The organism is Streptomyces sp. NPDC006372 (assembly GCF_040612515.1).
Lineage (GTDB): Bacteria > Actinomycetota > Actinomycetes > Streptomycetales > Streptomycetaceae > Streptomyces.
Genome location: NZ_JBEXQJ010000009.1, coordinates 102,804 through 125,404, shown reverse-complemented (window position 1 = coordinate 125,404; position 22,601 = coordinate 102,804). Strand labels below are relative to the sequence as shown.

The following is a 22,601-nucleotide window of genomic DNA, read 5'->3' as shown; positions in this document are numbered from 1 at the left end:
GCGGGGAACTGCGCGCCAAGCCACACCGCAGCCGCAGACGAGAACTCACCCACGAAGGCGGGACATCTTGGGGTCGAACAGAGGCTCCTCGGCGACCACGGCCTCGACGGACTGGTCGAAGTACCCGATGTGCACGACCGTCCCCGGCTCCGCGAGCTCCACCGGCAGCCACGCATAGGCGATGCCCTTGCCGATCGTGTAGCCATAGGCCGCACTGGTGACATGGCCGACAGCACCATCCCCGTCGAACACCGGCTCCTTGCCCATGACGACGGCCTTCGGGTCATCGATCGTGAGACACGTCAGCCTGCGCCGCACATCCCCCTTGCGCCGCTCCAGCGCCGCCTTCCCGACGAAGTCCTCCTTGTCGAGCTTCACCGCGAAGCCGACCCCGGCCTCGTACGGGTCGTGTTCATAGGTCATGTCCGTACCGAAGGACCGGTAGCCCTTCTCCAGCCGGAGGCTGTTGAACGCTCCCCGCCCGGCCACGATGCCGCCCAGCGGCTCCGCCGCCCGCCACAGCGTGTCCCACAGCTTCTGGCCCAGGTCCGCGGTGGTGTACAGCTCCCAGCCGAGCTCACCGACGTACGACAGCCGCATCGCCGTCACCGGCACGGAGCCGATGTGGGCACGCTTGGCGCGGAAGTACTTCAGGCCGGTCGCCGAGAAGTCGGCGTCGGTGAGCGGCTGGAGGACGTCCCGGGCACGCGGTCCCCACAGACCGATGCAGCAGGTACCGGGGGTGATGTCGCGGACCTGGACGGTGCCGTCGGCGGGCAGGTGGCGCGTGAACCAGTCGAGGTCCAGGTTGCCGTTGGCGCCGACCTGGAAGAGGTCGGGGGCCAGCCGCGCGACGGTGATGTCGCTGCGGATGCCGCCGTCGTGGTCGAGGAGCAGGGTGTACGTCACCGAGCCGACGGACTTGGCGACCTTGCCGGTGCACAACCGCTCCAGGAACTCGCCGGCACCGCGGCCGCTGACCTCGAGCCGCTTGAGGGCCGTCATGTCGTACATCGCGACGGTCTCGCGGGTGGTCTGGGCCTCGGCGGCGACGATGGGCGACCAGTACCGCGCGGCCCAGTCGTTCGGGGTGATCACGGAACGGCCTTCGACCAGGCGGGCGTTGGCCTCGTACCACTGGGGCCGCTCCCAGCCGTTCGCCTCCAGGAAGAAGGCGCCCAGCTCCTGCTGGCGAGTGTGGAAGGGGCTGGTGCGGATCGGGCGGGGGTCCCCCGACGGCTGGAGGGGGTGCAGGATGTCGTAGACCTCGACGAAGTTCTGGCAGTCGCGGGCCAGTACGTACTCCGGTGAGAGCTGGTGCGGTTCGAAGCGGTTGACGTCGCACTCGTGCAGGTCGAACGAGGAGCAGTAGCCGTCGACCAGCCACTCGGCCATGGCTCGCCCGACGCCCGCCGAGTGGGTGACCCAGACGGCCTCGGCGACCCAGAAGCCCTTGACGTCCGGGGACTCACCGAGCAGCGGCAGGCCGTCGGTGGTGAAGGAGAACAGGCCGTTGATGCCCTCCTCCACCTTGGCGTCCTTCGTCGCGGGAAGCAGTGACTGCGTCTCGCTCCAGGCCTCCTCGAAGTCCTCCTCGGTGAACTTCAGGACGGAGGGCATCTCCTCGGCCTCGTCCACGGAGAGGATGTCGTCGGCGGAGATCGGCATCGGGCGGTGGCCGTAGTAGCCGATGCCCAGGCCGTCGAAGCGGTCGCGGTAGTAGAGGTCGGCGTCCTGGTGGCGCAGGATCGGGCGGACCGCCTCCTGCGTCTGGCCGGCCAGGGCCGGCACCGGGCCGGTCCAGGCGAGCTGGTGGCCGAGCGGCGTGAGCGGGAGGTTCATGCCGACCATGCGGGCGATCTTCGGGCCCCAGATGCCGGCGCAGCAGACGACGATGTCGGCGGGGATCTCTCCCTGGTCGGTGAGGACGCCGGTCACCTCACCCTCGGCCCTTGGGACGTCGAGGACCTCGTGGCGGGCGAGGAAGCGCACGCCGCGCTCCGTGGCCCGGCGGATCTGCGCCTCGACGGCGAGGACCGCCTTGGCGAGACCGTCCGTCGGCACGAGGAGGCCGGCGAGGACCCGGTCCGGATTGACGAGCGGGTGCTGGGCGACGCACTCCTCGCTGCTGAGCAGCCGCGACTCGACGCCCCAGGAGCTGAGCCAGCCGTGGCGCCGCTGGAGTTCGGCGACGCGCTCCGGGCTGGTCGCCACCTCCAGGCCGCCGACCTGGAGGAAGCAGGGCTGCCCGTCGACGTCGAGCGAGCAGAACTTCTCGACGGTGTAACGGGCCATCTCGGTCATGGTCTTGGAGGGGTTCGTCTGGAAGACCAGGCCCGGGGCGTGCGACGACGATCCCCCCGTGGCGGGCAGCGGGCCCTGGTCGACCACGGTCACTTCGGTCCAGCCTCGCGCGGAGATCTCGTCGGCGAGCGCTGCCCCCACGACGCCCGCTCCGATGATGACCACCCGGGGTCCCGCCATCGCCGCACCTCCGACGTTGTAAGCGTCCAGTTGCTACCTGCGCAACAAGGTTCAGGTTGCGCAACTCAATGTGCCCGCCGTGAAGAAACGTGTCAAGGGGTCCGCGACGGCGGAAAAACGCCCGGTGGCGACAGGGCGGAATCACCAGAAAACGGGAGGGCCCGGCAGGCTGACGGCACAGCCTGCCGGGCCCTCCCGGCGGGGGTTCACAGGGGGCGGTCGGCGCCCTACTTGATCCAGGCGTCGACCTTGCCGCGGTTGGCCTCGACCCACTTCTTCGCCGCGGCCTCGGGCGCCATCTTGTCCACCGCGATGTACTTGGCCACGGTGTTCTGGTCGTCGTTCGTCCAGCTGAAGTTCTTCACCAGGTCGTAGGCCGGGCTGCCCGACTTGGCGAACTTGGCGCTGACGATCTTGTCGAGCTTGTACACGGGGTAGTCACAGGCGACCTTCTCGGCGTCGGCGTCGCAGCCCGTCTTGTACTCGGGCAGGCTGACCTTCTTCAGCGGCACCTCGGACATGAACCACTGCGGCTCGTAGAAGTAGCCGATCACCCATTCCTTGTTCTTCTCGGCGTTGCGGTACGCCTGGATGAGCGCGGTCTCGCTGCCCGCGTACACCACCTTGAAGTCCAGCTTCAGGTTCTTCACCAGGGCCTCGTCGTTGGTGACGTACGACGGGTCGCCGTCGAGGAGCTGGCCCTTGCCGCCCGACTCCGAGGTCTTGAACTTCGACGCGTACTTGTTCAGGTTCTTCCAGTCGGTGATGTCCGGGTGCGCCTTCGCCAGCCACGGCGGCACGTACCAGCCGATGAGGCCCTTGTTGCCGGTTGGGCCCGCTTCGACGGCCGTCTTCTGCTGGGTGATGTACTTCTTCTTCAGATCGTCGTGGCCCCAGTTCTCGACGACGGCGTCGACCTCGCCCGTGCCGAAGCCCTGCCAGGCGATCTCCTCCTTGAGGTCCTTCTGTTCGACCTTGCAGCCGAGATCGTGTTCGGCGACGTACGCGAGGACCGCCGCGTTCGCCTCGTAGCCCACCCACGGGTTGATCGCGAGGTTGAAGGTGCCGCACTTGCCCTTGCCGCCCGAGCCGCCCGCGCTGTCGTCGCCGACCTTCGCGCCCCCGCAGGCCGTGAGGGTGAGGCCGAGGACGGCCAGGCCGGCCGCGCCGGCTCTCCAGTGTCGTGCCATGGTGTGCTGCTCCTTAAGCGCTGGTGCGGCGAGCCGCTGCCTGAGTGATCCGGTCGAACATGACTCCGAGCAGGACGATGGCGAGCCCGGCCGCGAGTCCCTTGCCGTACAGCTGGCCCTGTGAGAAGCCGGCCACGACGTCGTAGCCGAGGGCGCCCGCTCCCACCAGGCCGCCCACGACGACCATCGACAGCACGTAGATGAGGCCCTGGTTGGTCGCGAGGGTCAGTGCCCCGCGTGACATGGGGAGCTGGACCTTGGTGATGATCTGCCAGGTGTTGCACCCGGTGGACGTGGCCGCCTCCACGGTGGTCTCGGGCACGGCCCGCACACCGTCGGCGATGATCTTGATGGCGACGGGCGCCGCGTAGACGACGGCGGCGACGATGGCCGTGAACCGTGTCGCGCCGAACAGCGCGAGGAACGGCACGAGATAGACGAACGGCGGCATGACCTGCGCCGCGTCCAGGGAGGGCCGCAGCAGCCGGTCCACCAGCGTGCTGCGTCCCATCCACACCCCGAGGACGACGCCGAGCAGCATCACCAGCACGGTCGCCACCGCGGTGGAGGCCAGCGTCGTCATGGCGTCCGACCACACACCGGTGGCGACCAGCAGGCCCACGCAGAGGGCGGTGGTGGCCCCGGCGCGCCATCCGCCGAGCACCGCACCGACCGCGACGAGGGCGGCGCCGACGAGCCACCACGGGGACTCGGTCAGCAGGGCCTGGAACGGATTGAGCAGACCGTTGGTCAGGGCGTCACGGAAGGCGTTGGTCAGGCCCGCGAGGTTGTCCTGGGCCCAGGCGGTCACGTCGGCCGCCGCCTTGGCGATGCTGCTGCCGACGCCGCCCTCACCGGGGAACTCGGCCGCCCACACATAGGTGTGCGACAGGTACACCAGCACCAGCGCGGCCACTCCCCCGGCCGCCAGCAGCTGCCGCCGCCACTTGAGGAAGGGACTGTCCGAGCCGCGGGCGCTGTCCGCCCGCCCGCTCGCCGCGGTGGTGACCCGGTCCAGCACGATGGCCAGGACGACGATGGCCAGACCGGCGTTGAAGGCCGTGCCGACGTCGAGCGACTGCAGGGCCTGGACGACGGTCTTGCCGAGGCCGGGCGCGTCGATCAGGGCCGCGATGGTCACCATGGCCAGGGCGGCCATGATGGTCTGGTTGACGCCCATCACCACGGTCCGCTTCGACATCGGCAGCAGGACCTTCAGCAGCGCCTGCCGCCGCGTCGCGCCCAGCGAGTCCGCCGCCTCCACGGTGGTCTCCGGTACCGAGCGGATGGCGTGCGCGGTGATGCGGATCGCCGGTGGTGCCGCGTAGATCGCGGTGGCGATCGTGGCGGAGGCCGGCCCGATCAGGAAGAACAGGGTCAGCGGCGCCAGATAGACGAAGGTCGGCATGGTCTGCATGAAGTCCAGGAACGGTGTCATGATCCGGTTGCACCGGTCCGACAGCCCGGCCCACACACCCAGCGGGATGGCGAACAGGAGCGCCACGAAAACGGCCGAGACGGTGAGCGCCAGGGTGTCCATGCTCTCCTGCCACAGGCCCTGGAGGCCCAGGAAGGTGAAGCCGGCCACCGTCAGCAGCGCGACCCGCCAGTTGCCGACGGCCCACGAGACGTATCCGGCGATGCCGACGACACCGAGCCAGCCGATCTGCGGAACCGGGCGGCCGGTGGTCGGTTGTGAGATCAGCTCCTGGACGAAGGTCACCAGGGAGTCGATGACCAGGCGGATCTCGTTGAAGAAGTAGAGGAAGAGCGGGTTGGAGTTGCGGTTGGCGCCGATCGAGTCGTTGACGTCGTTGAACCACCGGTGCAGATCGGTCAGGTCGGCCGCCGCGAGGGACAGGGTCTGTCTGCCGCGCAGCACGGCGAAGAGCACCAGCCAGACGACCAGGATCGCGGCCACCACCAGGGAGCGGCCCACCACCGGCACGCGCCGGGCGGGAGTTGGTGGCTGTTCCTCGATCCCGGTCTTCTGCGGTTTCTCCATCGCGACGGTCATCACGCGTCGCCTTCCTGTCCGGCGACCACCGCGAGGATCTCCTCGTCACCGACGATGCCGAGCAGCTCGCCGTTCTCGACGACCTTGGCCGGCTTCTCCGCGGCGAGCACCGCCCGGGTCGCCTCCTTCACCACGACGTCCGGACCCAGCTCGGGACCGTCCAGGGGGTCGTCGGGCTCCGCAGGACGCATGATCCACCGCAGGGTGAGGACGTCCCCGCGGGGCACGTCCCGGACGAAGTCGCGTACGTAGTCGTCGGCGGGGGCGCCGACCAGTTCGTCGCCGGTGCCGCACTGGACCGTCCGGCCGTCGCGCATGATGAGGATGCGGTCGCCCAGCCGCAGCGCCTCGGACAGGTCGTGGGTGATGAACACCATCGTCTTGCCGACCTCGTGGTGCAGCCGGACGACCTCGTTCTGCATGTCCCGCCGGATCAGCGGGTCGAGCGCCGAGAACGGCTCGTCGAAGAGGAGCACGTCCGGGTCGCCGGCCAGGGCGCGGGCGAGGCCGACGCGCTGTTGCATACCGCCGGAGAGCTGGTCGGGGTAGGAGTTCTCGTACCCCGAGAGGCCGACGAGTTCGACGACCTCCAGCGCACGCCTGGTGCGCTCGGCTCTGCTCATGCCGCGGATCTCCAGACCGAACGACACGTTGTCGACGACCCGGCGGTGCGGCAGCAGCCCGAAGTGCTGGAAGACCATGGAGAACTTGCTGCGCCGCAGTTCGCGCAGGCGGCCCGCGTCCGCGTCGCGGATGTTCTCGCCCTCGAAGAGGATCTCGCCGGCGGTGGGTTCGATCAGCCGGGTCAGACAGCGGACCAGGGTGGACTTGCCGGAGCCGGACAGGCCCATGACGACGAAGACCTCGCCGGGCGCGACATCGAAACTCACGTCGCGCACGGCGGCGGTGCATCCGGTGCGGTCCATCAGTTCGCGGCGGGTGAGCCCGCGCAGTTCCTCGGAGCCCGGTACCTGGTCCGCCTTGGGCCCGAACACCTTCCACAGCTCGCGCACGGAGATGACCGGGGTGGGCGCCCGGTCCTCAGGAGTATCGCGCCGCCGCGGCGCCTCGGTCGTTGCTGGGGTCATGTTCGACCTCTTTTCGGCGTTCAGCCGCGGAACCAGTGCTGCGGCCGGGGTTGGATGTTCTGCCAGATGTGTTTGGGTTCCCGGTACTCGTCCAGGCCGGTCGGGCCCAGCTCGCGGCCCACGCCGGAGAGCCCGAACCCGCCCCACTCCGCCTGCGGTACGTAGGGGTGGTAGTCGTTGATCCAGACCGTGCCGTGACGGAGCCGGCGGGCGACCCGCTGGGCCTTGCCGGCGTCCTGCGTCCAGACGGCGCCGGCGAGCCCGTACTCGGTGTCATTGGCGATGCGTACGGCGTCGTCCTCGTCGGTGAAGCGCTCCACGGTGAGGACGGGGCCGAAGGACTCCTCGTGCACCACGCGCATGTGCTGACCGCACGCGTCGAGCACGGTCGGCGGGTAGAAGTGGCCGTTTTCCAGGCCCGGGTCGTCGGGGCGTTCGCCTCCGCACCGCAGGACGGCGCCCTCGGCGAGTCCGGCCGCGACGTACGCCTCGACCTTCGCCAGGTGCTGTGCGGAGATCAGTGCTCCGGTGTCGGCTCGCGGATCGAAGGGGCCGCCGAGCCGGATCCGCCGGGCACGGCGGACCACCTCGTCGACGAACCGGTCGTGCAGCGCGTCCTCGACGATCAGCCGGGCGCCGGCCGAGCAGACCTGCCCGGAATGCAGGAAGACGGCCGTGAGAGCGAAGTCCACGGCCGTCTCGAAGTCGGCGTCGGCGAAGACGACGTTGGGGTTCTTGCCGCCGAGTTCCAGCGCGACCTTCTTCACGGTCGCGGCGGCGGTGGCCATGATGCGTCTGCCCGTGTCCAGGCCGCCGGTGAAGGACACCATGTCCACGGCGGGGTGCTCGGCGAGCGGTGCGCCCACCTCCGGCCCGGTCCCGAGGACGAGGTTGGCGGCTCCGTCCGGGAGTCCGGCCTCCTCGAGGGCCCGCATCAGGAGGATCGAGGTGGAAGGGGTGAGCTCGCTGGGCTTGAGGACGATCGTGTTGCCGGCGAGGAGAGCCGGGGCGACCTTCCAGCTTGCCTGGAGCAGCGGGTAGTTCCAGGGGGTGATCAGTGCGCACACGCCGATCGGCTCGTACACGACGCGGCTGACGGCGTCGTCCCGGCCGGTGTCGATCACCCGGCCGGCGTCGGTGCCGCCGAGGCCTCCGTAGTGGCGGAGGCAGGAGACGACGTCGGCGATGTCGTACTCGCTCTCCACCAGCCGCTTGCCGGTGTCCAGCGATTCGGCGCGGGCGAACGCGTCGGCGTCGCGTTCGAGGAGGTCGGCGGTGCGCAGCAGGAGCGCGCCGCGCTCGCGCTCGGGGGTGCGCGGCCAGGGCCCTTCGTCGAAGGCCCGGCGGGCCGCGGCGATGGCCGCCTCGGCGTCGGGGCGGGTGCCTTCGGACACGGTCACGGAGAGCGTGCCGTCGGCGGGACAACGGATGTCCCGGTGGCCTCCGGCCACCGGATCCCGCCATTTGCCGTCCACGAACAGGTCTGCCACGTCGGGAGCCCTTCGGCGAATCGCGTTGCGCATCGCGCACCGCATTGCTTGTGGTGGAACACTCTGCGGAAGGCGGGAACCCGCGTCAAGGGGTTGGCGGATGACGGTTTTGCCAAGGAGGCAGCCCGGAGAACGCGACACCCCCGGGCCCGGAACATTCGCTCCCGGGCCCGTCGGCTGTCTGAAAACCGCAGGTTACGCGCCTGCGTCGCGGTAGCGGTAGTACCCGGCGGTGGACGGCGGCAGCGGCTCCCTGCCGAGGATGAGGTCGGCCGCCTTCTCGGCGATCATCATCACCGGCGCGTAGATGTTGCCGTTGGTGATGTAGGGCATGACGGAGGCGTCGACCACCCGCAGCCCCTCCACCCCGTGCACCCGCAGGTCGGCCGGGTCCACGACCGCCATCTCGTCGGTGCCCATCTTGCAGGTGCACGACGGATGCAGCGCGGTCTCGCCGTCCTTGGCGACCCAGGCGAGGATCTCCTCGTCGGTCTCGACGGACGGTCCGGGCGAGATCTCACCGGCGTTGTACGGGGCCATGGCGGGCTGATTGAGCAGCCTGCGGGCGACCCTGACGGCCTCGACCCACTCGCGGCGGTCCTGTTCGGTGGACAGGTAGTTGAAGCGCAGCGCGGGGTGCTCGGCCGGGTCCTTGCTCCTGATCTTCACCGAGCCGATGGCGTCGGAGTACATGGGTCCGACATGCACCTGGTAGCCGTGCCCTCCGGCGGGCACGGAGCCGTCGTAGCGGACCGCGACGGGCAGGAAGTGGAACATCAGGTTGGGGTAGTCCACGTCGTCGTTGCCGCGGACGAAGCCGCCCGCCTCGAAGTGGTTGGTCGCGGCGGGCCCTGTACGGAAGAGCCACTGCAGGCCGATGAAGGGGGCGCGCCACTTCGCGAGGTAGGGCTGCATGGAGACGGGCCGCTTGCAGGCGTACTGGATGTACACCTCCAGGTGGTCCTGGAGGTTCTCGCCGACACCCGGCAGATCGTGGACGACGTCGACGCCCAGCGCCTGAAGTTCCTTGGCGTTGCCGACGCCGGAGAGCTGGAGCAGCTGCGGGGAGTTGATCGCGCCTCCGCAGAGGATGATCTCGCGGGCACGGACCCGCTGGGGTCTGCCGCGACCGCGCCGGTACTCGACGCCGACGGCCCGCTTGCCCTCGAAGAGGACGCGGGTGACCAGGGCGCGGGTGGTGACGGTGAGGTTGGGCCGCTTCCGCACGGGCTTGAGGTACGCCTGCGCGGCCGACAGCCGGCGTCCGCGGTGCACATTGCGGTCGAACCTGGCGAAACCTTCCTGCCGGTAGCCGTTCACGTCCTGGGTGGGAGCGTGACCCGCCTCCTCGGTGGCCTTGAGGAAGGCCTCGAAGAGAGGGCCGGTCCCGGGACCGCGTTCGAGGACGAGGGGCCCGTCGTGCCCGCGGAACTCGTCGTCCGGGTCGGCGGCGAGGCAGTTCTCCATCCGCCGGAAGTACGGCAGGCAGTGCGCGTAGTCCCAGGTCTCCATGCCGGGGTCGGCGGCCCAGCGCTCGTAGTCCATGGGATTGCCGCGCTGGAAGATCATGCCGTTGATGCTGCTGGAACCGCCGAGCACCTTGCCTCGCGCGTGGTAGACGCGCCGCCCGCCCATGTGGGGCTCCGGTTCGGACTCGTACTTCCAGTCGTAGAAGCGGCTGCCGATCGGATAGGTCAGTGCCGCGGGCATGTGGATGAAGACGTCCCAGGGGTAGTCCGGCCTGCCCGCTTCCAGGACCAGCACACGGTTGCCAGGGTCGGCGGAGAGCCGGTTGGCCAGTGCGCTGCCGGCCGATCCACCACCTACGATGACGAAGTCGTACTGCAACTGAGCCATGAGGCCTCGTCTCGCTAGCGCCGTTGAGAATGCGCGGCATGCTAGTACCGGCATCTTCATGCGCACCAGGTTGCGAACAGCGCAACTTCTCGATTGTCTGTGCCAACCCCATGACCTGCACCGCTGTCGGCTATGTTTATCGGCCGTATAGTTGCGCCGTGAGCAACTACCATCCGGATAACGAAACGACAAGTGCGCCGACCGGTGGGGTGCAGTCCGTCGACCGCGCCATCACCGTGCTGGAGATCCTGGCCCGGCGCGGTGAGGCCGGCGTCAGCGAGGTGGCCGCCGAGATCGGTGTCCACAAGTCCACCGCGTTCCGGCTGCTCGGCGCTCTGGAGGTACGTGGTCTGGTGGAGCAGGCGGGCGAACGCGGCAAGTACCGCCTCGGTTTCGGCATCGTGCGGCTCGCCGGCGCGGTCACGGGACGTATCGACATCACCCAGCAGAGCCGCCCGGTCTGCGAGCGTCTCGCCGAGGAGATCGGCGAGACCGTGAACCTCGCCGTGATGCAGGAGCAGTACGCGATCAACCTGTTCCAGGTGCGCGGTCCCGGTGCCGTCACCGCGTTCAACTGGGTCGGCCAGCTGACGCCGCTGCACGCCACGTCCAGCGGCAAGATCCTGCTGGCCCACATGCCGCCGAAGGAGCGTGCCGCGCTGCTGTCGGTGGCAGGTCTGAAGAAGATGACGCCCCGCACGCTGACCGCGAAGACGAAGCTCGAGAAGAACCTCGCCGAGGCGCTGGAGCGTGGCTACTCCTGGACCCTGGAGGAGTTCGAGGCGGGGCTGCACGCCATGGCCGCTCCGGTTCGGAACAGGGACGGAGAGGTCATCGCGGCGATCAGCGCCTCGGGACCCGCGTACCGGCTCACCGAGGACCGTATGCACGACCTCGCCCCGGTCCTGGTCAAGGGCGCGGACGAGATCAGCCATCGGATGGGCTACCTGGGCTGACCCCGCCGCTCCCTCCTCGACGCCCGCCCCGTAGGCCGGGCACATAGCCCGCCGGACGCCGTTACCGCGGCCGGCCCGCGTCCAGCCGCTCCTGGACGAAGGCGTGGAACTCGCCTATGTGGTGCTCGCTGGGCACGAGCACGCCGCCCTTGGCGTACAGCCGGGAACTCATGGCGGGCTGACAGCGCTCGCACGCGTCGAAGTCCTGCCGGTTGACCCGGTCGAAGAGCTCCACCGACCGGCTGACGTCCTTGCCGCTCTCGACGACGTGCTTGAGGTAGAGCCAGTCGCACTCGACGACGGTGCGATCCGCGGCGACCGGATACATCCGGTGGAAGATCACATGGTCGGGCACGAGGTTGATGAACACCTGCGGCCGGACGGTGATCGCGTAGTAACGGCGGTCCTGGTCCTCGGTGACGCCGGGGAGACGGTCGAGACCTTCCGAGCCGTCGACGGTGAAGCCCTTGACCTCGGAGCCGAACTCCGCACCGTGTCCCACGTAGTACTGGGCGGCGTACCCGTCGGCGAACTCCGGGAGCACCTCGGTGAGCTCGGGGTGGATGGTCGCGCAGTGGTAGCACTCCATGAAGTTCTCGACGATGAGCTTCCAGTTCGCCTGGACGTCGTAGACGATGCGTCTGCCGATGTCCAGATCCTCGATGCCGTAGTGCTCGATCGACTCCGTGTCGCCGAGACGCGCGGCCACGTCCCGCAGGACCTCGTCGAAGGGGGGTGGGTCCTCGGCGAGGCACACCCACACATAGCCGAGCCATTCGTGGGTGGCCACGGCTGCCAGGCCGTACTCGGTGCGGCCGATGTCGGGCATCTTGGTGAGGTTGGGCGCCGCGACGAGTTTGCCCGTCAGGTCGTACGTCCAGGCGTGGTAGGGGCATTGGAAGGCGCGCTTGACCTCGCCGGTCCGAGCCGTGCAGAGCTTGGCTCCGCGGTGCCGACAGACGTTGAGGAAGGCGCGTACGGAGTTGTCCCGTGCCCGGGTGACGAGGATGCTCTCGCGGCCCACCTCCACGGTGCGGTAGGCACCGGGCCTGGCGAGGTCGGCGGAGCGCACGGCGCAGAACCACATCGCCTCGAAGATGTGTTCCTGCTCCTGGGCGAAGATCTCCGGGTCCGTGTAGGAGGAGCCGGAGAGGGTGGCGATCAGGCTTTCCGGCAGACCGGTCGAGGTCACATGCACTCCTCGGGGAAACGTCGTGGATCGGGGCATGCACGCGCCGGGAAGGGCGACACCGGACGTCGTCGAGCAAGGAGCACCGCTGCTGCCGTGCGCGACAGCGGCTGTGAAGGCGAGGTCTACGAACCTGCCGGGGCACCGACGGTCCCTGTCAGGTCGCCTTGGCCGCGAGCTGCTTGCGCCAGCGCATGAACAGCCGCGGCTGGTTCATCCCGAGGACGGCGACCGGATGTCCGGCACGGCGGTAGACGGCCAGGATGTCGCGGTCGTCCGCGGTGCCTTCCTCGATGCTCACGCTGTCGGCGCGGGCGGCGTTGCCGGCGAACTGGATCTTCACGCCGTACTGGTCGGACCAGAAGTACGGCGGCCGGGGTATGCCCGGTTCGGACTCGCCCCAGGACAGCAGTGCGGCCACGGCCGCGTCGGGGCGTTCCCGGGCGCCGGTCCAGTGCTCGACGCGGCGGTGGGTGCCCGCACGCGGGTCGTACCAGGAGGCGCAGTCGCCGACCGCGACCACCCCGGCGAGGCTGGTCCGGCCGTCCGCACCGCACTTGACGCCGTCGTCGAGCTCGACGCCGGAGCCGTGCAGCCAGTCGACGCAGGGACGGGCCCCGACACCCACGACGACGATGTCGGCGGGGATGCTGCGGCCGTCCTCCAGCAGGACGGCGTCGACGCGGGTCTCACCGCTCAGCCCCTTGACGCCCACGCCGCACAACAGGCGTACCCCGTGGTCCGCGTGGAGGGCGGAGACGATGCTCCCCATGGTCGCGCCGAGCGGTCCGGCCAGGGGGGTGGGCGCCGCCTCGACGATGGTCGCGTCGAGGCCGAGAGCGTAGGCGGTGGAGGCGACCTCGGCGCCGATGAAGCCGCCGCCGATCACGACCAGGCGTCCGCCCCGGGCGAGTTCGTCCCGCAGGGCGCGGGCGTCGTCCAGGGTGCGCAGGGTGTGCACACCGGCCAGTCCGTCCATGCCGGGCAGGGTCCGGGCGGAGGCGCCGGTGGCGATGACGACGCCGTCGGCCCGCACCTCCCTGCCGTCGGTGAGCCGCACGGTGCGGGGCGCGCTGTCGAGCCCGGCGGCGCGGGCTCCGAGCAGCCACTCCGCCTGCAGATCCTCGTCGTCCGGCTCCAGTGCGAGATCGGCTTCGCCGATACCACCGGCCAGGAACTCCTTGGACAGGGGCGGACGGTCGTACGGGCGATGGATCTCGTCGCCGATGACGACGAGCCGTCCGTCGTATCCCTGTTTGCGCAACGAGCGCGCCGCTGACAGACCGGCCAGCGACGCGCCCACCACGGCCACTGTCCTCACGCGACGCCCCCGGCCAGCCGGGCGGCGATGCAGGGGGGCAGGTTCGGGGCTGACGTGGACAGCCGGACGTAGATCATGCCGTCCTCGACGAAGACCTCGTGTGTGCGCACCGGGAGCTTGGCCGGCGGGGCGTCCACGGCTCCGGTCTTGAGGTTGAACTTCGAGGCGTGCAGCGGGCATTCGACCTCGCATCCCTCCAGCCAGCCGTCGGCGAGCGAGGCGTCCTGGTGGGTGCATGTGTCGTCGATGGCGAAGAGTTCGCCGTCATCGGTGTGGAACACCGAGACCGGCGGGTCGATGTCGAGCCTGTGGGCCTCGCCTCGGGGCAGATCCACGAGACGGCACGCGGGAATCATCATGACACCTCGGTGCGTATAGCGGAACGGATTGCGGTGAACGCAACGCCAGTTTGGAGGCGCTCACAAACCCTTGTCAAGGAGTTCACGGGACACCCGGCGGCCTATTTTGCGTTGCGCTGGACGCAACGACCTGCACTATGAGAAACGCAGGTCAGGAGGGGTCAACACGTCAGAACCGGGACGTCGGCAGCGCCGGCGTGTCGGATTCGAGACGGCGAGCCAGGGGCCGACACGGCGGATGCCCCTCACAGGGGGTGTGGTCGAGGCTCGGCAGTCGTCGCGAGGACGGGGCGACGAACCCGCCGGAGCGGGCCGTCGCGGCCGGGGTGGGTCGTGTCCGCGGGTCTCGCTCTGCAGGAGGAGAGCCCTGGGCCTTCGGCCACCCCGGCCGGGTGCGGCGGCGCCCGTGTCACCAGCCGCGGGCGGCCCACTCCTCCAGGTGCGGGGCTTCCGCCTCGACGGTGGTCGTGGCGCCGTGTCCGGTGTGGACGACCGTCTGCCCCGGGAGCGTCAGCAGGCGCTCACCGATCGAGGTGATGATGGTGCCGAAGTCGCTGTAGGAGCGTCCGGTCGCGCCGGGCCCGCCCGCGAACAGCGTGTCGCCGCTGAACAGTGCCCCGAGGTCGGGGGCGTACAGACACACGGCCCCCGGCGCGTGTCCGGGTGTGTGCAGGACACGCAGGCCGATGCCCGCCACGACGAGTTCGTCGCCGTCGGCGAGCGGGCCGTCGGGGCGCCGGTTCGGGTGCGCCGTCTTCCACAGCACCTGGTCGTCGGGGTGCAGGAGGACGGGGGCGCCGGTGGCGAGAGCGACGTCCGGCGCCGCCCGCACATGGTCGTCATGGGCGTGGGTGCACACGACGGCCGACAGGCGCCGGTCACCGACCGCCTCCAGGACGGCGTCGGAGTCGTGCGCCGCGTCGATGACGACCACCTCGTCGTCGTCACCGACGATCCAGACGTTGTTGTCGACCTCCCAGGTGCCGCCGTCGAGGCTGAAGGTACCGCTCGTGACGAGGTGTTCGATGCGGGGTGCGCCTGCCATCACAGCACCACCACGGAGCGCAGCACGTCGCCGCGGTGCATCTTCTCGAAGGCCTCCTCCACGTCCCCGAGGCCGATCGTCTCGGAGACGAAGGCGTCCAGGTCGAACCGGCCTCCCAGGTACAGGTCGATGAGGGCCGGGAAGTCGCGCGAGGGCAGGCAGTCTCCGTACCAGCTGGACTTCAGCGAGCCGCCCCGTCCGAAGACGTCGAGCAGCGGCAGCTCCACCTTCATCTCCGGGGTGGGCACCCCGACCAGCACGACCGTGCCGGCCAGGTCCCGGGCGTAGAAGGCCTGCCGGTAGGTCTCGGGGCGGCCGACCGCCTCGACGACGACGTCCGCGCCGAAGCCTCCGGTGAGTTCGCGCACCGCCTCCACGACGTCGCCCTTGGCCCCGTCGACCGTGTGGGTGGCTCCCATGGTCATGGCCCGGTCCAGCTTGCGCCGGTCGATGTCGACGGCGATGACCTTGGACGCGCCGGCGAGCCGGGCGCCCGCGACGGCGGCCATTCCCACACCGCCGCAGCCGATGACGGCGACGGAGTCCCCCCGGCCGACGGCACCGGTGTTCACGGCTGCGCCGAAGCCCGCCATGACACCGCAGCCGAGCAGCCCGGCCGCCGCTGCCGGGGCAGCCGGGTCCACCTTGGTGCACTGTCCGGCCGCGACCAGCGTCTTCTCCGCGAAGGCACCGATGCCGAGGGCGGGTGAGAGCGGGGTGCCGTCGAGCAGCGTCATCGGCTTCGTCGCGTTGTGGGTGGCGAAGCAGTACCAGGGCTTGCCCTTGCTGCACGCCCGGCACTGGCCGCAGACGGCCCGCCAGTTGAGGATGACGAAGTCACCGGGCTCGACGCCGGTGACGCCCTCACCCACCGCCTCGACGCGACCGGCCGCCTCGTGCCCCAGGAGGAAGGGGAACTCGTCGTTGATCCCGCCCTCGCGGTAGTGGAGGTCGGTATGGCAGACGCCGCACGCCTCGACCTCGACCAGCGCCTCACCCGGACCGGGATCGGGGACGACGATCGTCTCGACGGAAACCGGTGCGCCCTTCTTCCGGGCGACGACGGCACGAACCTCGTGAGCCATGAGCTGCTCCTCAGACGGGAAACACGCGCGGGCGCCTCGCTCCATGAGTTGCCCCATCAGATACACGCACCGCTATACGCAACCGAGCATCGGGGAGGAGGTCGCCGGGGGTCAAGGGGTCGGCCGGAACCGGACGGAGTCGGCCGGATCCGTCGGCCGGACGTCGCCCGGCCCGCGCGTACATGAGGGCCGCATCCCTCGGACACACCCGCGACGCGGCCCCTCACGTGTGTCTGGTTCCGGCCGCGCCGGGGCCTCCGGCGCGGCCGGTCCGGGCAGCTCAGCCCGCGGGGTGCGAGTCCGCGACAGCTTCGACCGGCCGTGCGCCGACGCCCGGCTGCGGCTCCGGTGCGTCAACCCCCGTACACCGACGGTTCCCGGCGAGCATGCTGACGGCGTTGGCGGCGACGACGGCCCCGACGGCCGCCCATTCCAGGCCGCCCAGCCCCTGCCCGAGTCCGATCCAGCCCACGAGGGCGGCGAGGAGCGGGTTGACGCTCATGAAGAGGCCGAACGCCTGCGCGGGCACTCGGCGCAGGGTGAACAGGTCGGCGAGATAGGGCACGGCCGAGGAGAGCACACCGGCGGCGACGGCGCAGCCGACCGCGCCGACGCTCGGAGGATGCCGGAGGACGACGGCGACACCGACGGGCAGGAACATCACGGCGGACACGAGAGCGGCCGCCGCGGACCCCCGCGCGCCGGGAACGCGGCGGCCCACGGCCCGGTTGAGCAGGATGTACGAGGCCCAGCAGCACGCGGCCAGCAGACCCAGCCCGAGGCCCAGGTAGTCGGTCGAGGGCCGCGGGCGCATCAGCGTGACGGCGCCCGCCGCGGCGATCACCCCGCACAGCGCGTCGACCCGGCGGCGCGCTCCGCCCAGGGCGATGGCCAGCGGCCCCAGGAACTCCAGAGTCACCGCGAGGCCGAGTCCGATCCGGTCGATGGCGGTGTACAGGGACAGGTTCATCGTCCCGAACACCACGGCCAGTCCCAGCACCGGCCGCCACTGCCACCCGGTGAGGCTGCGCAGCCCGGGGCGTGCGACGGCCGTCAGCACGACGGCCGCGACGTACTGGCGGACGGCGACGACGCCGACCGGTCCGAGGACGGGGAAGGCCAAGGAACCGATCGCGGCGCCGGTCTGGTTGGACAGACCGCTGCCGATCATGGTGGCCACCCCGGCCAGACGTCCTCGGGACGGGTCGGGAGGCAAGGGCGCGGCGGTACGTCCCGTGGGGACGGAAGGGGCATCGGCTCTCATGTGCCGATCGTGTGGAACGACCTCGCCTTCACAAAATGCATCAGTGCCGCCATCTATACGCTGCACTCATGGATCTGGAGCTCCGGCACCTGCGCTGCCTCGTCGCCATCGTGGACGAGGGCACCTTCACCGACGCTGCCATCGCGCTCGGCGTCTCCCAGGCCGCCGTGTCCCGGACCCTGGCCTCGCTCGAACGGGCCCTGGGCGTCAGGGTGTTGCGCCGCACCTCGCGGGAGGTGACGCCGACGGCGGCCGGGCTGAGGGTGGTCGCACAGGCCAGGCGGGTGCTGACCGAGGCGGATCACCTGGTCCGGGAGGCCGCCTCGGGCCACACGAGCCTGCGGGTCGGCTACGCCTGGTCGGCCGTGGGCCGGCACACGTCCGCCTTCCAGCGCCGCTGGACGAAGGCACACCCCGCCACGGATCTGCACCTGATCCGGTCCAACTCCGCCACCGCCGGTCTCGGGGAAGGCGCGTGCGACCTCGCGGTGGTCCGCAGGCCCTTGGACGACCGGCGATTCGACTCGGCCATCGTGGGGCTGGAGCGGCGCGTGGCCGCCGTCTCCGCCGACGATCCCCTCGCCTCGAGCAGCTCGGTCCGGCTGTCCGATCTCGCGGAGCGCACCCTGCTGGTAGACCGCCGGACCGGGACGACCACCCCGGAGCTCTGGCCGCCGGACTCGCGTCCGGCGACCGAGGAGACCCACGACGTCGACGACTGGCTCACCGTCATCTCGAGCGGCCGGTGCGTGGGCATGACCGCGGAGTCCACCGCCCACCAGTACCCGAGGCCGGGCGTCGCCTACCTGCCGGTCCTCGACGCCGAGCCGATCGTCGTACGCCTCGCCTGGTGGCGGGACGATCCGCACCCCGCCACCCAGTCCGCGGTCGAACTGCTCACGGCCCTGTACCGCACCGGCTGAGCGGCTCGCGCGCGGCGCGCGCCACGTATGCGTACCTCCCCTCGCATCACTCGGGCGCTCGCGTGGCCGACGGGACGTCGGTGCTGCGGCGGATGTGGGTGAACTCGTAGCGCTCCTCGGCACGCGCGTGCTCCTGCACGTCCTTGCGGAGCTTCATCAGCTGGAGCATGAACTTCGGGTCGTCGGTGTCCAGCTCGTCCAGCGCGGCGAGGGTCTCCTTGGCGGCCCGTTCCTCGGCGAGACGGTCCTCAACGACTTGCTCACCGCCCGGCAGGGCCCTCCGGGCGAAGGGGTGGACGACCTCCTCCTCGGCCGTCTCATGCACGGTCAGCAGCCGCACCAGACGCCGGAACGCCTCCCGGCGCTCGTCGCCTTCCACTGGGTCGCATTCCGGCCACCGCTCGCTCACGGGGCCGTACAGGTTCACCCGGCTGCGCCAGCTGCACCCGCGGCCGACTCGTCCCCCTTGGAACGGGCCACAGCGGCTTCGATCGGGCCGGGCCTCACGATGAAGACAGGGCATCGCCCGTAGGAACGAATCATTCGGCCGTTCGGCTCAGCGGAGGGCGAGGCCACGCGAGGGGACGAATCGGCACGACTAGCTTCCTCCGTGCTGAGCATCCCGCTTCACCCGTCCCCCGCACCACCGCTGTCGATCGAGGAGCCCATGGCGACACACACCGAACCGGCCACTCCAGTACCGGCGGCCGAGCGTCGGGTCCGGGGCCCGGGCCGAGTGATCGTCTCCTGGCTGACCACGACGGACCACAAGAAGATCGGGCACCTGTATCTGATCACGTCGTTCGGCTTCTTCCTGATCGCCGGGGCCCTGGCGATGGCGATCCGGGCCGAGTTGGCACGGCCAGGGCTGCAACTGCTGTCCCACGAGCAGTACAACCAGGCGTTCACCATGCACGGCACGATCATGCTGCTGCTGTTCGCGACGCCGACGTTCGCCGGATTCGCCAACGCGGTCATGCCCTTGCAGATCGGTTCTCCGGACGTGGCCTTCCCGCGGCTGAACATGCTGTCCTACTGGCTGTTCCTCTTCGGCGGCCTGATCGTGCTGGCCAGTCTGCTCACCCCCCAGGGAGCCGCCGACTTCGGCTGGACCGCCTACACCCCGCTCAGCGGGGGCGAACGCACCCCCTACGTCGGCGGCGACATGTGGATCATGGGCCTGGCCCTGTCCGGGTTCGGCACCATCCTCGGCTCCGTCAACTTCATCACCACCATCATCTGCATGCGCGCCCCCGGCATGACCATGTTCCGCATGCCGATCTTCACCTGGAACGTGCTGCTCACCTCGGTGCTGGTGCTGCTGGCGTTCCCGGTCCTGGCGGCGGCCCTGCTCGTGCTGGAGGCCGACCGCCGCTTCGGGGCGCAGGTGTTCAACGCGGAGAACGGGGGCGCGGTCCTCTGGCAACACCTGTTCTGGTTCTTCGGGCACCCCGAGGTGTACATCCTGGCGCTGCCGTTCTTCGGTGTGATCACCGAGATCATCCCCGTCTTCGCCCGTAAGCCGATCTTCGGCTACACGGGTCTGATCGGCGCGACGATCGCCATCGGCGGGCTGTCGGTGACGGTGTGGGCTCACCACATGTTCGCCACCGGCGCGGTGCTGCTGCCGTTCTTCTCCTTCATGACGTACCTGATCGCCGTACCGACGGGGGTGAAGTTCTTCAACTGGATCGGCACCATGTGGCGGGGTTCGCTGTCGTTCGAACCTCCCATGCTGTGGGCCATCGGCTTCCTGGTCACGTTCCTCTTCGGTGGCCTGACCGGCGTCATCCTCGGCTCCCCGCCGATGGACTGGCACGTCACGGACTCGTACTTCGTGGTCGCGCACTTCCACTACGTGCTGTTCGGCACGATCGTGTTCGCGATGTTCGGCGGCTTCAGCTTCTGGTGGCCGAAGATGACGGGCACGATGCTGGACCACCGCATCGAGAAGATCCACTTCTGGACGCTGTTCGTCGGCTTCCACACCACGTTCCTGGTGCAGCACTGGCTCGGTGCCGAGGGCATGCCCCGCCGGTACGCCGACTACCTCGCCGCGGACGGCTTCACCACGCTCAACACCGTCTCCTCGATCGGCGCGTTCCTGCTGGGCCTGTCCACACTGCCGTTCCTGTACAACGTGTGGAAGACCGCCCAGCAGGGCGAACGTATTCCGGTCGACGACCCCTGGGGGTACGGGCGTTCACTGGAGTGGGCGACCTCGTGCCCGCCGCCGCGGCACAACTTCGTCACCCTGCCGCGCGTCCGCTCCGAGTCCCCCGCCTTCGATCTGCACCACCCCGACGTGGCCGCGCTGGACGAGTCCGAGAACACCGGCAAACGCGACGCCGTCGACGCCGAGGGGCACAAGGGCACACGGCCATGAGACGTGACCGACTTGGGGCGCCGGCCGGGGAGCCGCACAGCAATCTGGCCGACGAGGCCGAGGGCTACCTGCTGGCTCACGCCCATCACGCCCAGGCGCGGCGCGAGGCGGAAGACCTCTGCGCGGTGATGCCCTGGCTGACCACCGCACAAGCGGAGGAAGTCGCCGGCCACTACGTCCGCCGGCGCCTCGACGTCACCCGTCAGCTGCTGCTCGCCACGGCCCGGCGGGCCGAACAGCTGTGCCAGGAGTACGAGGCCCGCTACAGCACGCTCCGCCGCGCCCTCCTCAGACGTCACGCGGCGGTCGCCTGCGCCCTCCTCCCCTGCGCTGTCGGCGCGGGCACTCTGGCCTGCCTGCTCACCCGCTGACCGGGCGGCGCCGCCGCTGCCCGGTCAGTCGCCGGTCGTCCGCCGCATGAGAACGCCGTACGCCAGTTGCAGGGCGTCGGCCCCGGCCAGGGCGGTGAGCGTGCCCATGGCGGTTCGGGTCGCACGGGGCCACAGGAGCCGGCCGGCGGTCAGGGCCGAGGCGACCCAGACGCTCATGCAGAACGGGCAGGTGGCGAGTTCGCCGACGGTGTGCCTGCCCTGCTCGGGCTGCGCCTCCTCGTGCAGTTCGGCCGGGCCCTGCGGTCCGACGTACCGAGTGAACGGGGCACGCAGCGGGCTGGTCACCGATGCCTTGCTGAGCAACCTGCTGAGGCGGAACGTGGCCACCGAGGTCAGGACGACGTCCCAGGGTTCCGGGCGGTCGGGCAGCGGGCGGCCGTGGCGCCGGACAGCCGTGGTCCAGGCCGCCGTGAACGCCGCGAAGCCCGCCATGGCCCCGAGATATCCGCCGAGCGGCCGGTCGTGCCCTGCCGAATAGCTCCGTTCGGTGCGCCGCAGGAATCCGCGCAGCTTCCGTACCGGACGGCCGTCGACCACTGTGGTCATGTCCATGAACGGCACCTGCTCACGTTCCGCTCCCCTGCCCGGCCGGCTCCCGGTCCCGCTCCGCACGCCGTCCGCCGTCCTGGTGGCGCAGGCGGACCTCCACGTGGCCGTCGGTGATCCTGGTCTCGAAGGAGGGCTGGGGTGCGGTGGCGGGGCCCCGTACGTTCCAGCCGTCGGAGAGGCGGAAGACGCTGCCGTGCCACGGGCACCGGACGCACCCGTCGGCGACGGTGCCTTCGGCCAGCGGTCCCGCGAGGTGGCTGCACCGCTCGGCCAGGGCGTGGATCTCACCACCGGTCTCGCGCACCACCAGCACGGGCACGTCGTCCACGTTGCGCCGCACCGGCTGACCGGACGGGAACTCGTCGACACCTCCGATCCGGTGCCAGCCCTCCGAGACGACGTGCGGAACCTCCTCGGCGTGGTTGACGCCCGAACCCTGCCGGTAGGCCAGGTGTCCGCCCAGCATGCCTCCGAGTCCGACCGCGGCGAAGCCCAGGAAGCCGTAGGCACGGCCCGCTCCCTCGCGCCCCGCGGCGCGGCAGGCGAGGGAGGTGGCGTACAGGCCGACAGCGGCCGTGTTGGACAGGGCGTGCACCAGCCCGACGCGCTGCTGCTCCGGGCGCAGTTCCGCCCAGTCCACCCAGCCCGTCACGGCCGCGGGAGCAGCGGCTGCCAGCCCTGTCCCGATCAGCAGTTTCGACTCGCGGGAGCGGCCGGGCCGCAGGTCGAGAACCGCCGCCGACAGCCAGCTTCCGATCGGCACCTGCACCATCAGCGGATGCACCGGGTGCCCCAGCCACCGGCCGTGCAGCAGGTCCCGGCCGCGGCCCAGCGGCAGGGCACGGACAGCTCCGCGGAGTGTGTCGATCACCGCGTCGGCCCTGGACTCGCGCTCCAGGCGGTCCAGGAACCGCAGGACCTGGTTCTGCCGCCGCAGGCGGCGTGGCGCTGTGCTCATGCTCCGCCGGGTTTCCACCGCGACCGTCGGCAAACGGACCGGGACACC

18 protein-coding genes and 1 pseudogene are annotated in these 22,601 nt (G+C 70.3%); 4 read left to right on the top strand and 15 right to left on the bottom strand.

Annotation, left to right across the window (positions count from 1 at the left end; genetic code table 11):
• Positions 1-45: 45 nt before the first annotated feature.
• The 6 genes from ABZ016_RS16995 to betA form a co-directional block, all read right to left on the bottom strand.
• Positions 46-2,484 (bottom strand): FAD-dependent oxidoreductase, encoded by a 2,439-nt coding sequence (locus ABZ016_RS16995; protein ID WP_356917402.1) that lies wholly within the window; start codon positions 2,482-2,484, stop codon positions 46-48.
• 227 nt (positions 2,485-2,711) lie between these two features.
• Complete coding sequence (locus tag ABZ016_RS16990; RefSeq protein WP_356917401.1) at positions 2,712-3,674, bottom strand: ABC transporter substrate-binding protein; 963 nt, start codon at positions 3,672-3,674, stop codon at positions 2,712-2,714.
• A gap of 13 nt (positions 3,675-3,687) precedes the next feature.
• Complete coding sequence (locus tag ABZ016_RS16985; protein ID WP_356917400.1) at positions 3,688-5,691, bottom strand: ABC transporter permease subunit; 2,004 nt, start codon at positions 5,689-5,691, stop codon at positions 3,688-3,690.
• Entirely contained in the window at positions 5,691-6,779 is a 1,089-nt protein-coding gene (locus ABZ016_RS16980; protein ID WP_356917399.1) for a glycine betaine/L-proline ABC transporter ATP-binding protein, read from the bottom strand. Before ABZ016_RS16980 ends, ABZ016_RS16985 begins: the two co-directional genes overlap by 1 nt.
• 20 nt (positions 6,780-6,799) lie before the next feature.
• Entirely contained in the window at positions 6,800-8,269 is a 1,470-nt protein-coding gene (locus ABZ016_RS16975; RefSeq protein ID WP_356917398.1) for an aldehyde dehydrogenase family protein, read from the bottom strand.
• Positions 8,270-8,464: 195 nt separating this feature from the next.
• A complete protein-coding gene (gene betA, locus ABZ016_RS16970) occupies positions 8,465-10,126 on the bottom strand; it encodes a choline dehydrogenase (protein ID WP_356917397.1) in 1,662 nt (553 codons plus the stop codon).
• 209 nt (positions 10,127-10,335) lie between these two features.
• Here betA and ABZ016_RS16965 point away from each other — a divergent pair, with 209 nt between their 5' ends.
• On the top strand, positions 10,336-11,082 hold the full coding sequence (locus tag ABZ016_RS16965; protein WP_356917511.1) for an IclR family transcriptional regulator: 747 nt from the start codon (positions 10,336-10,338) through the stop codon (positions 11,080-11,082).
• A 61-nt stretch (positions 11,083-11,143) separates the two neighbouring features.
• Here ABZ016_RS16965 and ABZ016_RS16960 read toward each other — a convergent pair whose 3' ends face one another.
• The 6 genes from ABZ016_RS16960 to ABZ016_RS16935 all read right to left on the bottom strand — a co-directional run bounded on the left by ABZ016_RS16960 (position 11,144) and on the right by ABZ016_RS16935 (position 17,345).
• Positions 11,144-12,274, bottom strand: coding sequence for an aromatic ring-hydroxylating dioxygenase subunit alpha (locus ABZ016_RS16960; protein ID WP_356917396.1), 1,131 nt, complete (start codon positions 12,272-12,274; stop codon positions 11,144-11,146).
• 154 nt (positions 12,275-12,428) lie between these two features.
• Positions 12,429-13,592: an FAD-dependent oxidoreductase gene (locus tag ABZ016_RS16955; RefSeq protein WP_356917395.1), complete on the bottom strand. Its 1,164-nt coding sequence runs from the start codon at positions 13,590-13,592 to the stop codon at positions 12,429-12,431.
• A complete protein-coding gene (locus tag ABZ016_RS16950) occupies positions 13,589-13,951 on the bottom strand; it encodes a bifunctional 3-phenylpropionate/cinnamic acid dioxygenase ferredoxin subunit (RefSeq protein WP_039934293.1) in 363 nt (120 codons plus the stop codon). The genes ABZ016_RS16955 and ABZ016_RS16950 overlap by 4 nt, the downstream gene beginning before the upstream one ends.
• A gap of 409 nt (positions 13,952-14,360) precedes the next feature.
• On the bottom strand, positions 14,361-14,996 hold the full coding sequence (locus ABZ016_RS16945; RefSeq protein WP_356917394.1) for an MBL fold metallo-hydrolase: 636 nt from the start codon (positions 14,994-14,996) through the stop codon (positions 14,361-14,363).
• Positions 14,996-16,081 (bottom strand): S-(hydroxymethyl)mycothiol dehydrogenase, encoded by a 1,086-nt coding sequence (locus ABZ016_RS16940; protein ID WP_356917393.1) that lies wholly within the window; start codon positions 16,079-16,081, stop codon positions 14,996-14,998. Before ABZ016_RS16940 ends, ABZ016_RS16945 begins: the two co-directional genes overlap by 1 nt.
• Before the next feature lie 280 nt (positions 16,082-16,361).
• Positions 16,362-17,345, bottom strand: a complete 984-nt coding sequence (locus ABZ016_RS16935; RefSeq protein ID WP_356917392.1) for an EamA family transporter — start codon at positions 17,343-17,345, stop codon at positions 16,362-16,364.
• Between the two features lie 68 nt (positions 17,346-17,413).
• Between ABZ016_RS16935 and ABZ016_RS16930 the strand changes: the two genes are divergently transcribed.
• Positions 17,414-18,268, top strand: a complete 855-nt coding sequence (locus ABZ016_RS16930; RefSeq protein ID WP_356917391.1) for a LysR family transcriptional regulator — start codon at positions 17,414-17,416, stop codon at positions 18,266-18,268.
• Between the two features lie 76 nt (positions 18,269-18,344).
• On the opposite strand, the pseudogene ABZ016_RS16925 reads toward ABZ016_RS16930, so the two are convergent.
• Positions 18,345-18,641: pseudogene (locus ABZ016_RS16925) on the bottom strand (hemerythrin domain-containing protein); the annotation flags it as partial.
• A 294-nt stretch (positions 18,642-18,935) separates the two neighbouring features.
• Between ABZ016_RS16925 and ctaD the strand changes: the two are divergent.
• Together ctaD and ABZ016_RS16915 are read left to right on the top strand one after the other, a co-directional pair.
• A complete protein-coding gene (ctaD, locus tag ABZ016_RS16920; RefSeq protein WP_356917390.1) occupies positions 18,936-20,654 on the top strand; it encodes a cytochrome c oxidase subunit I in 1,719 nt (572 codons plus the stop codon).
• On the top strand, positions 20,651-21,025 hold the full coding sequence (locus tag ABZ016_RS16915; RefSeq protein ID WP_356917389.1) for a hypothetical protein: 375 nt from the start codon (positions 20,651-20,653) through the stop codon (positions 21,023-21,025). The genes ctaD and ABZ016_RS16915 overlap by 4 nt, the downstream gene beginning before the upstream one ends.
• Before the next feature lie 24 nt (positions 21,026-21,049).
• Here ABZ016_RS16915 and ABZ016_RS16910 read toward each other — a convergent pair whose 3' ends face one another.
• Both ABZ016_RS16910 and ABZ016_RS16905 read right to left on the bottom strand, forming a co-directional pair.
• Positions 21,050-21,592 (bottom strand): DUF1360 domain-containing protein, encoded by a 543-nt coding sequence (locus tag ABZ016_RS16910; RefSeq protein ID WP_356917510.1) that lies wholly within the window; start codon positions 21,590-21,592, stop codon positions 21,050-21,052.
• A 19-nt stretch (positions 21,593-21,611) separates the two neighbouring features.
• Positions 21,612-22,553, bottom strand: a complete 942-nt coding sequence (locus ABZ016_RS16905) for a Rieske (2Fe-2S) protein (RefSeq protein ID WP_356917388.1) — start codon at positions 22,551-22,553, stop codon at positions 21,612-21,614.
• Positions 22,554-22,601: the final 48 nt, after the last annotated feature.